We start from the raw sequence: 13607 nt of genomic DNA on the forward strand, positions 1-13607 counted from the left end.
TTTAACACTACACTTTCCCGTGTAGGAACCAGCCGCCTGCTTTTTCCACCTAAATTGTTCGATATGAGCGGAGGGCATTTCCAAAAAAGAGGGCAAAACAAAGACCGATTTCATATACATGAAATCGGCTGCTATTATCGTAAAGGAAAATACTGCTTTACTTGTTCAAGTGCATTTTCACTGATTAATTCTTTTCCATATTCCATTAAACGATGAACTGTTACATTTGATTCATTTGCATATTCTAAAATGATACTTAAAATGTTATCAATTTCAGCTACAAAGTCTTCATCATCTGTAAACTCAACGTATAAATAATATTTTCCTTCAAACACGTACATGCTGTTGATGATATCATCTAACTCTAAATGGTGACTTAAGGAAATTAAATGTTCTAAGTCTTGAAAGCGTGCGACGAACTGTAGCCCTTCGTCTTCTATAATTTCTTCTTCAAAATCAGCTTTTTTATTTTGATTCGCTTGATGATCAAGCAACGCTTCAATTTTTCCATCTACAGGGATATCGATTTTATCATTTTCACCAACAGGTACTTCGAACTTTTGACCGTCTTTTGAAACTTGTGCTCTTGTTACAATAACCTCTAGCCCCTTCTCAAGCGCATGTACTTGAATCCAAAGAGGACCTTCTGCTACAAACTCTTCTTCTTGATGAATTTCGTCCATCATCTCCCAGAATAGCTCTTCACTGCGCTCACGGCTAAACCAAATTTCATTGCGATCAAATCCACGTTCTTCAATATCTACGTAAGTGACAAAGAATTTTACTGTGTTTTCATTAATGCGTTCGATTTCCATTATCATCTCTCCCTTCGGAAAAATCAGTGAAGGTAATCCGGCCATTTCGAACATTACCCCTAAACGATGAAGGGACTATTTTACCCCCGTGTTAAAGCAATATTACATGTACTTTCTCACTTTGTAAAGCATTCTAACTTGGGATATACAAGCATACACTATTTGAGTGAACCTTGTATATCTATTTTATGACAAAATGCGAAAGAAAGGAAATAAAAAATACTCTGACAACTCATAGCCACCTTACACCTTACTTTGTTATATACATAATCTCTTTACCCTATGAACGCTTTTTGTTAAAAATGAACACAGATAAAGCAATATGAGCTACTTATCCTTACATATTGGGAGGGAAGACTATTGGATTTAGAATTAATAACCTCCATTCTTCTTATTATCGGTATCGATATTGTATTAGGTGGAGACAACGCTATTGTTATTGCCTTAGCAAGCCGCAACTTACCTGAATATCAGCGAAATAAAGCTATTTTTTTAGGGACTGGCTTAGCTGTGATCGTTCGGATTGTACTTACTATTTTAGCTGTTTATTTACTAACTATTCCTTACTTGCAGCTCATCGGCGGTTTTTTATTAGTGATCATTGCCTTTAAGCTTCTTGTATCAGAAGGTGATGATGCATCTTCAATCCGTGCAGGCGTGACATTAGGCGCCGCTGTAAGAACGATCGTATTTGCTGATATTGTAATGGGACTAGATAATGTAATAGCTGTAGCAGGCGCAGCTCATGGAAATATTATCTTGGTCGTTACCGGATTACTCGTATCCGTCCCCATTATTGTTTGGGGAAGCAAGCTTATTTTATATTTGATGGAACGATTTCCCCTGCTCGTTTATGGGGGAGCAGCTATTTTAGCTTATACTGCTGGAAATATGATTGGACATGAAAAGAACTTACATTCATTCTTTGCAGCCCATACATCTCTAGGAACATTTATTCCGTTTATAACAATTGCTGTTGTGCTGATAAGCGGCATGGTTGTTAATAGCTTTCGTTCAACTAAATGATAAAGAAAAGGCCATACTAAACATTTTTATTTAGTATGGCCTTTTCTTTAGTTTAATGAGCACAGCAGTCTTTTATTCATAAAACACTTTGTACACTTAAAAAATAATCTCTGTGAGTAAAAAAAGAATAGATGGTACGAGTAAGCAACCCAGACCTGTATAAAATGTAGCTGTCATGGCTCCGTAAGGTACAAGTTTTACATCTGTCGCGGCTAAACCAGCTGCTACACCGCTCGTCGTCCCCATAACCCCTCCATAGATCATTGCTGTACGAGGGTTGTTTAATTTGATTTTCTTAGCAAATATCGGTGTCAAAATCATAACTGAAATGGATTTAATTAATCCTACAGCTATACTTAACGCGATAATATCAGAAGAGGCTCCAATCGCAGTTCCAGAGACCGGCCCCACAATATAGGTTACGGCTCCTCCTCCGATTGTGGTCAAAGCAACGGGATCTCTATATCCAAAACAAAGAGCAATAATTACACCTATTACAAAAGAATAGAAAACCCCAAAAAACAAGGCCGTAATTCCGCTGATTCCCGTTTTTTTCATTTCACTAAAATTGGCACCGAACGCAGTAGCAATAATGGCAAAATCTCGCAGCATCCCTCCGCCCATTAAACCAATTCCTGAAAATAACTGTATATCAGAAATTCCTTTCTCTCCTCCTGTGTTCACTCCACCGATATAAGCAAGGATTAACCCAAACATAATAGCAATAGCAGATCCGTGAACTCTTCCTTTTGTTAATTTATCTGATAAAAAATAAGCAATATACATGACAATCCCAATAATAGCAAATGCCGTAATCAGCCCGTTATTTTCTAATCCTTCTTTGATCATATTCATCATTTGATCTGCTCCTTAGGTAAAATAGAAAGCTCTATTTCTTGTTCTTTCACCTTCGCTTTCTCTCCTATTCTGCTGATAAATGGTATGGATAAAAAGCCTCCTACGACTACTACCACCCCTGCAAGAAGCGCCATGCCTCCTCCATCAAGAGCAGCTACAACATTTTGCTGTGCAGACATTGCTACCACGATAGGAATATAAATACCTCCCCAAAAAGCAATGCCTTCTTCGGATTTTACTTGGAGCTTATTTTTCTTCTTTAAATAATCCACCGCTAGTACAAGAAGAAGCATGGATACCCCTACTCCTCCAACGTTGGCTTCTACTCCCATCAGCCCTCCTAATGCGTCCCCTACAATTACCCCTATCAACATGCAAATAGATAGCAGCGCTACACCGAAGATTATCATATTACTTCCTCCCCAACCTATTTTTGAAAGCGTTTACTTTATGGTTTAAAAATAGTGTAAAGGAAAAAAGTTGAATAACCTATGCATTTTTAGTTATATACTTATATCAAAAGTGATATAATACAGTTTTTCTCTACTGTTAACTTTAGATTTATTCGAAAAAGAAATAAAAATCATGACATTTAGTCATGATTCTTATACGTATTCATGAGGCATACCGGAGCGTAAATGTTTAAAATAATCAATCACAAACTGCCTGAAGATTTGTTGTAAATCCGTCACATAGCCTCCATTGTTCCAAGCTAAAAAGATAGTACGTTCAAATGTTTCCTCTTCAATTTTCAGCAGTTTTACATCTTTTCCTGTAGAACCTCCCCAAGTTACTTCAGGAATAAAACCTATTCCTTGCTTCGCTCTAATCAAACCTCTTACTGTTGCTGGATCATCGCTTTCAAACGTAATTTGAGGTACAAAATTCTGTTCCTTACAAATTACATCCGTTATTTTCCTTAGCTCTTTCCCTTTCCTCAGCACAATGAATTTCTCATTTTTAAGTTCATTTAACTTTACACGTGATTGCTTGGCTAAAGGATGATCAAGAGGCACTGCAAGCAAAATCGATTCACGAAGCAAAGGAGTATGTTCGATCTGACGGGTTGTTAATGGAAAAGCTGAAATGCATAAATCGAAATCAGGCTGTGAATTGCTATTAGTCAAATGCTGCATCAGTCGAAAACGCACCTGAGGATATTGTTCACGAAACCTGCTCAATAGCTCTGGAAGCAAATGTGAACTAGCTAATACAACAAGGCGAATTTCTTCACATGGGTCGTTCGACATATCCTTTAGCTCGTGCTTTGCGTTTTCCAATGTTTTTAAAGCAAGTTCTACTTTGGCACAGAATGCTTTGCCATATCGATTTAATTTAATGTATTTACCGTTTCGATCAAACAAACGAATGCCTAGCTCTTTTTCTAACTGTGAAATCGTTTTGCTGAGCGCAGGCTGAGATACGTATAGCTCTTCGGCCGCTTTACTTATATGTTCTAGTCTAGCAACTACTTGGAAATATTTTAGCTGTAAAAGCTCCAATCCGTTCACCACCACTTTTATATGTTTAAATACTCTCTTTCTTTACTAATTACATATATACTTCATTTTCCCTGCTATTTCGACAAAAAATAAGCAGCAGAGGCCCTTTGGCTCCCTGCTGCTTATTTTTTATATACCAACTTCAAGCAAACGTTACTTGGTTGGTTTCTTATTTAAATCTTAAACAGACAAATATAAAAATTAACCATTCACAAGTCTTTGAGCTTCGCGAAGTTGGAAAGTACGCACTTTACGTGGTAAGAAACGACGGATCTCGTCTTCATTGTAACCAACTTGTAGACGTTTTTCATCAATGATAATCGGACGGCGCAATAAGCCAGGATTTTGCTGAATTAATTCATACAAATCTTGCAGAGGCATAGCGTCTACCTGAACGTCTAGTTTTTGGAAAGTTTTCGAACGTGTTGAAATGATTTCATCTGTTCCATCTTCTGTCATACGTAAAATTTCTTTAATCTCGTCGATTGATAACGGCTCTGAAAAGATATTACGCTCTGTATATCCAATATCATTTTCCTCTAACCAAGCTTTCGCTTTACGACAAGATGTACAACTTGGTGATGTATATAATGTAACCATTTACTCCTTCACTCCTTCTATCATAATCGGTCATAACATTTAAAACATGAACTGTAAATCATGTTGTTTTATACAAACTTCAACGAGTGTAAATATTTAATGACTGATAATGAAAATCGATACTACTTTATAATTACTTTTAAAAAATAATATCTATTTGCATTATACTATAAACTTCATCGGAATGATATACTTTTTGAAGTGAACTAGTACATTAGTTCGTTCCTTCACTGTCATTATTTTCATTGCCGATTTTCTTCATTATTTATTTACCACACTACTATTACGAATAAACCTGTAGATTAGTTTCATTTTTTTTATTATTTTTTTCTTTTACAAATTCCTCAAATTTTTCAGTCACTAAAAAAGCCTTGCAGAAGAACTGACATTCTGCAAAGCTTTTGAAATAACCTTTTATTTATTTAATAGCTGATGTGCTTTTTCCTCGTCTCATTAAGATAGGATACAGTAACAGCCCGATTACAAATAAGCCAATACCTAAGAAAAATGTTTTTAAATCAGCTGTCCCTGTCTTAATCACCCAAAGTGAATAAATAAGTGCTAACGAGGCAATGATTCCGTCTTTTACTCGCGACCCTTTAATCGTGTCGTACGTCTCACCCGTCACAATAAGCTTTAATTGATAAACTGTCGTCACGAAATAAGGAACTAAATAAGCGAGAGTAGCTACAACAATAGCGAAATTATAGGCTTGCGAAACTGTACCTGAAATAGTCGCAAACAAAAACAACTGTGTTAAGCCATTTGTTAATGTTAGTGAGCGGGCTGGACTATTGTTCTGATTTGTTTTAGCAAACCACTGTGGAAACAACCCTGATTTCGCTGCTTGATAAGGAACTTCTGCACTAACAACAATCCATCCAACAGTAGAGCCTAATAAAGAAATAAGTGCTAAAATGGCCATTACGTAAGCACCTTTATGTCCAATCACCATTTCTAACGTATCTACCAAAGGTTTTTGAGACTGCTGAAGCTGAGCTGTTGAAAGAATCCCCATAGCTAGAAGCGTAATCCCCACATAGATAACCATTGAGATCAATAATCCAAGCAGCGTTGCTTTCTTCACTACTTTTTGTGATTTTGCACGGTTAGATAACAGTACAGCCGATTCAATTCCGATAAACGCCCACAGTGTAGCAATAGCTGCCCCATTGACCTGACTTCCCAATCCTACATTTATACCCTTTGAATTAACAAATTCTGTACTAACGAGGTTGGATGCGCTAAATAGCGACAGCGCCACAACAATAAATAAACCGAATCCAATAATTTTAGCTGCTGTTGTGATGAAGTTAATATTACCGGCGCTGTTAATATCTCGCTGTAAAATAGCTTGAATTCCCCAAAGTACAATAGAACATACTAAAAACGTAATAAATTTTCCAGCTTCTAATTGAAAATCTCCGACTGAAAATAAAATATCCTTGCTCTCCATTACTGGAAAGAACGTTGTTAAATATCCAGCAAACGATATGATGACAGATGCTGTTGCAGCCCAGTTAGCTGCCCAATAGCCCCAAGCCATGCTATACCCTGCTACTTTACCTGCTTTAGGCGATGAAAAAAGATTCGCCGCATAACTTTGAGGCCCTCCTTTTAATTCGGGCTTTCGCATGACTAAGTTTCCAAATACAAGAGCAATCATGAACACGCCCAGACCTGTTGCAATCCAAGCAAGTGTTGAACCGACTGGACTTGATACGTTTGCTAAATTAGAAGGAAGCATAAATACTCCGCCGCCTACCATATTACCAACTACAAAGGCTGTTAAAAACCAAAGTCCCCATTTTTTATCTTTCATTTGCTGTGTCTCCTTTTGCTTTCTAAAAGCTTAAACTTTTGAGATAGAAAGCTCGATGCTAATCTATTAACACGTAAAAATTATTTGTTTCTTCATTCATCTCTTCATTTGTTTAACAATATAATATATTAGCACACTAAAGCAAAAAGTGAAATAATAAATCCTTCATTTTCTTTTGGAAAAAAATGCGGGTGGGACACAACTACATCAATCTAAAGATGAACAAATGGGATATATGAGTTCGTATGGATCCCGCTTGTTACATCGCTGTTGAGAGTCTCCCCCTTGCCCTCCAATTCAATAGCTAGAAGCCCTACATACAGTAAACCTATGTTCACCATAAAAAAATCCGAACGAGTTGAATTCTTAATCAAGAATTTAACTCGTTCGGATCTTCCTTCAACGAAACTACTTTTGTCCGAGCCTTATTTTTTATCTTTTATGAAAACCTTTTGAATAGTAGACAACAACCAATAAAACAAACCATACCGGACCTACAATAAGGGCTATTCTTGTATCAGAGGAAAAACCCATCACCACTACTACTCCCGCTAAGAAAGCAAGAGAGAGATATGACGTATACGGGAAAAACGGAAGCTTATATTTTAAATCACTTACTTGCTGATCGTTTAATCCCTTGCGGAAGCGAATTTGAGAAAGTAAAATAATTCCCCATGTCCAAATTGCTCCAATAGTGGCAATACTCGTCACCCATGTGAACACCTTATCAGGAACAACATAGTTTAAGCCAACTCCGATTAGCAGTACAACAGCTGAAGCAATAACTGCTGCACCAGGCACGCCGCCTTTTGTTAAGTTAGCATAGCGTTTTGGAGCTTCCCCGTGCTGAGCTAAATTAAATAACATACGGCCTGTACTAAAAATTCCACTGTTACAAGAAGATAAAGCCGCTGTTAACACTACAAAGTTTATAATCCCTGCTGCAGCGGGAATTCCAGCTTTATCAAATGTTAAAACAAATGGACTTCCTTGTGTTCCAATCTCTGGCCAAGGATAAATAGACATAATAACAAACAAAGCTCCGATGTAAAAAATCAAAATTCTCCACAGTACATTATCAATTGCTTTTGTTAGTGTTTTTTCCGGATTTTTCACCTCTCCTGCTGTTACCCCAATCATTTCAATACCAAGGTAAGCAAACATAACCATTTGAAGTGATAAAAGAACACCTTTCATGCCATTCGGGAAAAAGCCCCCGTGACTCCATAAATTACTGATTCCTGTTGCAATACCGCCATTTCCAATTCCAAAGATAATCATGCCTAGGCCCAGCACAATCATAAGGATAATCGTTACTACTTTAATAAGAGAAAACCAAAACTCTAGTTCGCCATATGCTTTTACAGCTAAAAAGTTAACCCCTGTCATGATAACGAGTGCTGCAAGTGCCCATATCCACTGAGGTACACCTGGGAACCAAAACTCCATATATACTCCCACAGCTGTAATTTCAGCCATACATGTAATAATCCACATAAACCAGTAGTTCCAGCCTGTTAAATAACCAGCAAGTGGTCCTAAATAATCGTTAGCATACTTACTAAAAGAACCGGCTACTGGATTTTGTACTGCCATTTCACCTAGCGCTCTCATAATAAAAAACATAATAAGACCACTGATTCCATACATGATAAGAATACCAGGACCCGCTAACCGAATAGCGGATGCAGAACCTAAAAACAGTCCAACTCCGATAGCTGCACCTAAAGACATTAAGCTAATATGTCTTTCCTCAAGTCCACGGCTTAATTCTTTTTCTTGCGTGTTCCCTTGCATAATTCTCTCTCCTAACATATCCATTTCATTTAATAGCGATAGCGGCTACGTGTATAGTATTAACTTATTTTTTAGCTAAATAATTCTAAACAGTGTATGTACTAAAAATCTGATATTGCAAGTTTCACACCTACACTTTTACCGTTCTCACATCTATAAAATACAATATTAAAAAAACTTCACTTTGTTCATTTTATCAAAAATCACAAAAAATGCGATAGTTTTTTGTGATTTTCACAAATAAACTTACGATCTAAATATAATAAAAACCATTTTTCACATTATATGTTCTTATTTCACTATAGTTATCTAACTATTAAGAATAATCAATCGATTATTCTTCTATATTTTCAATTATAGATGCTTACTTTTCCCTAAAAAGGGTAAAGATAAGATAACTGTTTAAACACTATTATGAACATCATCATGAAGAGATCAGTAGGAGGGTGCTATGAATTGGTATGAAAAACTAAGTCAATATTTTCCCATTGAAGAAATGAAATCAAAGAAGCATATCGAAACGCTTTTACAAGAACGCAGCGATATTTATCATAAAAACGAAGGACCTCATCACGTATTAATGTACGTGGAAACAGACCAATTTATCTTTATTGATTACCTCTTTGTTTCAAAAGACGCTCGAGGTCAAGGGCTTGGCGGTAAATTAATTGATGAGTTAAAACAGCATAACAAACCAATTATCTTAGAAGTAGAGCCTGTAGACTATAAAGATTCAGACTCGGCAAAACGACTGCATTTTTATAAACGTGCAGACTTTAAGCATGCTCAAACAATTGGCTATAACCGCCGGTCATTAGCCACAAATGAAATTAACCAGATGGAAATTCTATATTGGTCTCCTACTTCTGAAACAGAGGAAAGCATTTTAAATAAAATGAAAAAAACGTACGAGTTAATTCATACGTACAAAGACAAAGAAATATATGGTGCGTCTTATCAGCCGGCAGATCAAGTATTAAAAATTGACAAAAATCGTAAAGACGGCGATATCTTAGCAGATTTATAAAAAGAAGGTAGACGCATGTCTACCTTCTTTTTATAAATATTGAATTATTATTCAATAAAAAACATTATTAATCACTTATATTCCTTTAGTTATAAGGTTTAAGCATAGATATTTTGTCTTAAATATAAAATTCTGAAAATTTTCAATAGTATTTTTCAATCCTTTACTGTATAATACCTGTAAAGCGCTAATGTTACTTGTTCTTACATGTTTTTTGCAACTTGAAGCTTAGTGTTCTTTGATAACTAAATAAAAAACGACCTCGTTGTGAGATCGTTTTTGTTATGTTGTATATGTGGCAAATTCTGCTTGAGAACAAGACACGTAGTGACCGGGAGATACTTCTCTAAGCTCCGGTTCTTCACCGTTATAGTCATGGATACTTGGATCATAAATTTTGCGCTGACGCGTTTTTTCACTGTCAGGATCGGGAAGCGGAATAGCTGAAAGTAACGCTTTTGTATATGGATGCACAGGGTTTCGATAAAGTTCATCACTTGGTGCAAGCTCTACAATCTTACCTCTGTACATAACGCCGATACGGTCACTGATGTATTTTACCATTGACAAATCATGGGCGATAAATAAATATGTGAGTCCACGTTCACGCTGTAACTTCTTCATTAAGTTAACAACTTGAGCTTGTATAGACACGTCCAACGCTGAGATTGGTTCATCTGCGATGATAAAATCAGGTTCTACTGCCAGTGCTCTTGCGATACCGATACGCTGACGCTGGCCGCCACTAAACTCATGTGGATAGCGATTTGCATGTTCTTTGTTAAGCCCCACTGTTTCAAGAAGCTCGTGAACTTTTGCCATACGCTCCTTTCTCGTCTTAGCTAAACCGTGAATATCAATGCCTTCTGCTATGATATCTGCTACGGTCATACGAGGGTTAAGCGACGCATATGGATCTTGGAAAATCATTTGCATTTTACGATTAAATTTTTTAAGCTCTGAGCGAGATTTGCGACCATGTACATTTTCGCCATTAAATAGTACCTCACCGCTAGTAGCGTCATATAAACGAATAATCGTTCTCCCTGTCGTTGACTTTCCGCAACCGGATTCACCTACAAGCCCTAATGTTTCTCCGCGGAAGATGTCAAACGTCAGACCATCAACTGCTTTAATTGTTCCTTTACTTGTGAAAAAATGTTGTTTTAAGTCTTTAATCTCTAATAATTTATCTGTCATGTTATTCACCATCCTTCGCTACGAGTACAGGTGTACTGTATACATTGTCAACTTTACGCATGCGGCGCTGAACTGAAGCAGGCGGCTCTACTTTTGGTGCATCGGGATGTAACAGCCATGTTTTCGCATAGTGCGTATCAGATATTTTGAACATTGGAGGTTCTTGCTCAAAATCAATTTTCATTGCGTATGGATTTCGCGCTGCAAATGCATCTCCTTTTGGAGGATTCGTTAAATCTGGCGGCGTTCCAGGAATAGCAGCCAGCTCTTCTTCTGCCTCGTTATCTAAGCTTGGCATAGAAGCTAGCAGTCCCCACGTATACGGATGTTTTGGATCGTAAAACACTTCATCCACTGTGCCCATTTCAACAATTTGACCAGCGTACATAACGGCTACTCGATCTGCTACATTTGCTACTACACCAAGATCATGGGTAATAAAGATAATAGAGGTATCCGTTTTTTTCTGAATGTCTTTCATCAGCTCTAAAATTTGGGCTTGAATTGTTACATCAAGCGCCGTTGTTGGTTCATCAGCGATCAATAGCTTCGGATTAGAAGCAAGAGCCATCGCAATGACAACACGCTGTCTCATCCCGCCGCTGAATTCATGCGGATATTGATTCACACGCTGTTCTGGAAAAGGAATTCCTACAAGCGTTAATAACTCGACTGCCCGTTTTTTCGCTTCTGCTTTAGACACTTTGGAATGCTTAATTACGACTTCGCCAATTTGAGCCCCAACTTTCATCGTTGGATTCAAGGAAGTCATCGGATCTTGGAAGATCATACCGATATCTTTACCGCGAATAGCTTCCATTTCTTTATCCGTTTTCTTAGCTAAATCAATGCCGTCAAACAGCATTTCACCACTTTTGATTCGGCCAGGAGGCATCGGAATAAGGCGCATGATCGTTTGTGAAGTTACACTTTTACCAGATCCTGACTCACCAACAATTGCTAAAGTTTCACCTTTATTTAAGTGGAAGTTAACGCCGCGAACAGCTTGAACTTCTCCGCCATATGTTTTAAATGATACAGCTAAATTTTTTACTTCTAATAAACGTGACATATGAGTCCACTTCCTTACTTACGTAGTTTTGGATCTAACGCATCTCGTAATCCATCACCAATTACGTTGAACGCTAAGATTGTTAAACAGATAAACAAACCTGGGAAAAATAAGCGCCAAGGATAGTATTCCAAAGCAGGTAAGCCTTCTGAAGCCATTGTTCCCCAACTTGCAAGCGGTGCCGGAACGCCTAGTCCCAAGTAGCTTAAAAATGCTTCTGTAAAGATTGCTGAAGGAATCGTTAGTGTCATTGTTACTAAAATTGGACCTGTTGCATTAGGAATAAGATGTTTAAATAAAATACGTTTTGTTGTTGCTCCTAATGTTTGTGAAGCCATTACGTACTCTTGGTTTTTTAACTGCAATACTTGTCCACGTACAATACGGGCCATGTTAATCCAGCCGGTAATAGTCATCGCCAAAATCATCGTGCCTAACCCTTGGCCAAGCATAACCATTAAAATAATAACGAGTAAAAGGTAAGGAACACCATATAAGATATCCGCAACACGCATCATTGTTTCATCCGTACGGCCACCGCGGTATCCAGAGATGCTTCCCCAAACTACGCCGATAAATAAATCAATTAAAGCTGCTGCTAACCCGATAAATAATGAAATACGAGCGCCTTCCCACGTACGAGCAAAAACATCACGCCCTAATTCATCTGTACCGAACCAGTGCTCAGAAGATGGAGCCTGATTAGCATTCAATAAATCATTGGTTGCATAATCATATTTCACCATCAATGGACCAAATATAGCCATAAAAACAAGGAGAACCATTAGTACTACCCCAAACATAGCAAGCTTGTTTTTGCGAAAACGAATAAAAACATCTTGCCAGAATGAAAGACTCGGTTTTTCAATCTTTTCTGCCTGAGCGCGGTCAATCCCTGCTGTTTCAAACATTTCTTTAGGAATTTTTGGAAGTTGCTGCATAGTTACTCTCCTTTCTTAGCACCTGTAAGTTTAATTCGAGGGTCAATGAATCCGTATGCAATATCTACAAGCAAGATACAAAAAAGTAGTAAAATACTGTAGAACACCGTTACGCCCATAATCGTTGTATAATCTCGGTTTGAGATACTGAGTACAAAGTGTGAACCTAATCCCGGGATACCAAATATTTTTTCAATAACAAAGCTACCTGTTAAAATCCCTGCTACTAAAGGTCCCATATAGGATACGACTGGAAGCATCGCATTTCGCATGGCGTGCTTAACTGTAATCACGCCTCTGCTTAAACCTTTTGCTTTCGCTGTACGAATATAATCATTGCTTAATACTTCAAGCATACTCGAACGAGTTAATCGTGCGATAAACGCCATAGGGGTTGAAGCAAGCGCGAGAGCTGGTAACACCGTGTGTGCCCAAGATTCCCAGCGTGCAACCGGAAAAATTTGTAGTTTCATAGCCAGAACGTATTGTAATACCGCTGCCATGATAAAACTCGGAACTGAGATTCCTAGAACTGCAATAACCATCGCCGTATAATCTTGCCACTTATTATGTTTTAAAGCAGCAATAACACCAAGTACTACACCAATAGCAATTGCTATTAAAATAGCTTCCATCCCTAGCATGAATGAAACAGGGAATCCGCCGTTAATCAAATCATTTACCGTTTGGCCTTTATATTTGAAAGATGGACCAAAATCCCACTTTAAAATTGATGTTAAATAATCAAAGTACTGATGGTACCAAGGCTGGTCTAAACCGTAATACTGATTTAGATTTTTTTGAATTTCAGGGGGAAGCTGCTTTTCTGATGTGAATGGACCTCCTGGAACAGCACGCATTAAGAAAAAGGTCGCTGTTACGATCAGCCATAATGATAGAAACATATAAATAAGTCGTTTTCCTATATATTTGAACACCCTGACACA

General features: G+C 37.6%; 13 protein-coding genes. 2 read left to right on the top strand and 11 right to left on the bottom strand.

Annotated elements, in window-relative coordinates:
• Positions 1–134: 134 nt before the first annotated feature.
• Positions 135–815 carry an adaptor protein MecA gene (gene mecA / locus ACFX4W_RS29580; RefSeq protein WP_013055427.1) on the bottom strand — a complete coding sequence of 227 codons (681 nt, stop codon included), beginning with the start codon at positions 813–815 and terminating at the stop codon, positions 135–137.
• 360 nt (positions 816–1175) lie between these two features.
• Between mecA and ACFX4W_RS29585 the strand changes: the two genes are divergently transcribed.
• Entirely contained in the window at positions 1176–1841 is a 666-nt protein-coding gene (locus tag ACFX4W_RS29585; protein ID WP_043980471.1) for a TerC family protein, read from the top strand.
• A gap of 96 nt (positions 1842–1937) precedes the next feature.
• Here ACFX4W_RS29585 and madM read toward each other — a convergent pair whose 3' ends face one another.
• The 6 genes from madM to ACFX4W_RS29615 all read right to left on the bottom strand — a co-directional run bounded on the left by madM (position 1938) and on the right by ACFX4W_RS29615 (position 8420).
• Positions 1938–2699 (bottom strand): malonate transporter subunit MadM, encoded by a 762-nt coding sequence (madM, locus tag ACFX4W_RS29590; RefSeq protein WP_043980472.1) that lies wholly within the window; start codon positions 2697–2699, stop codon positions 1938–1940.
• Complete coding sequence (gene madL / locus ACFX4W_RS29595; RefSeq protein ID WP_043980473.1) at positions 2696–3109, bottom strand: malonate transporter subunit MadL; 414 nt, start codon at positions 3107–3109, stop codon at positions 2696–2698. Before madL ends, madM begins: the two co-directional genes overlap by 4 nt.
• Before the next feature lie 195 nt (positions 3110–3304).
• On the bottom strand, positions 3305–4201 hold the full coding sequence (locus ACFX4W_RS29600; protein WP_043980474.1) for a LysR family transcriptional regulator: 897 nt from the start codon (positions 4199–4201) through the stop codon (positions 3305–3307).
• Positions 4202–4402: 201 nt separating this feature from the next.
• On the bottom strand, positions 4403–4801 hold the full coding sequence (gene spxA / locus ACFX4W_RS29605) for a transcriptional regulator SpxA (protein ID WP_013055422.1): 399 nt from the start codon (positions 4799–4801) through the stop codon (positions 4403–4405).
• Between the two features lie 418 nt (positions 4802–5219).
• Positions 5220–6623, bottom strand: a complete 1404-nt coding sequence (locus ACFX4W_RS29610) for an amino acid permease (protein WP_043980475.1) — start codon at positions 6621–6623, stop codon at positions 5220–5222.
• Positions 6624–7055: 432 nt separating this feature from the next.
• The gene (locus ACFX4W_RS29615) at positions 7056–8420 is read right to left on the bottom strand and encodes an amino acid permease (RefSeq protein WP_043980476.1); all 1365 of its coding nucleotides are present in this window, start codon (positions 8418–8420) and stop codon (positions 7056–7058) included.
• A gap of 451 nt (positions 8421–8871) precedes the next feature.
• Between ACFX4W_RS29615 and ACFX4W_RS29620 the strand changes: the two genes are divergently transcribed.
• Positions 8872–9447 (top strand): GNAT family N-acetyltransferase, encoded by a 576-nt coding sequence (locus tag ACFX4W_RS29620; RefSeq protein ID WP_013055419.1) that lies wholly within the window; start codon positions 8872–8874, stop codon positions 9445–9447.
• 282 nt (positions 9448–9729) lie between these two features.
• On the opposite strand, the gene ACFX4W_RS29625 is transcribed toward ACFX4W_RS29620, so the two are convergent.
• The 4 genes from ACFX4W_RS29625 to ACFX4W_RS29640 are packed head-to-tail and all read right to left on the bottom strand — an operon-like array spanning position 9730 to position 13598.
• Positions 9730–10647 carry an ABC transporter ATP-binding protein gene (locus ACFX4W_RS29625; RefSeq protein ID WP_020465427.1) on the bottom strand — a complete coding sequence of 306 codons (918 nt, stop codon included), beginning with the start codon at positions 10645–10647 and terminating at the stop codon, positions 9730–9732.
• 1 nt (position 10648) lies between these two features.
• Positions 10649–11719 carry an ABC transporter ATP-binding protein gene (locus ACFX4W_RS29630; RefSeq protein WP_016763049.1) on the bottom strand — a complete coding sequence of 357 codons (1071 nt, stop codon included), beginning with the start codon at positions 11717–11719 and terminating at the stop codon, positions 10649–10651.
• Between the two features lie 14 nt (positions 11720–11733).
• Positions 11734–12660, bottom strand: coding sequence for an ABC transporter permease (locus ACFX4W_RS29635; RefSeq protein WP_013055416.1), 927 nt, complete (start codon positions 12658–12660; stop codon positions 11734–11736).
• A gap of 2 nt (positions 12661–12662) precedes the next feature.
• Positions 12663–13598, bottom strand: a complete 936-nt coding sequence (locus ACFX4W_RS29640; RefSeq protein ID WP_013055415.1) for an ABC transporter permease — start codon at positions 13596–13598, stop codon at positions 12663–12665.
• Positions 13599–13607 lie beyond the last annotated feature (9 nt).

This window comes from Priestia sp. YIM B13489, assembly GCF_042787645.1.
GTDB classification, from domain to species: Bacteria; Bacillota; Bacilli; order Bacillales; family Bacillaceae_H; genus Priestia; species Priestia megaterium.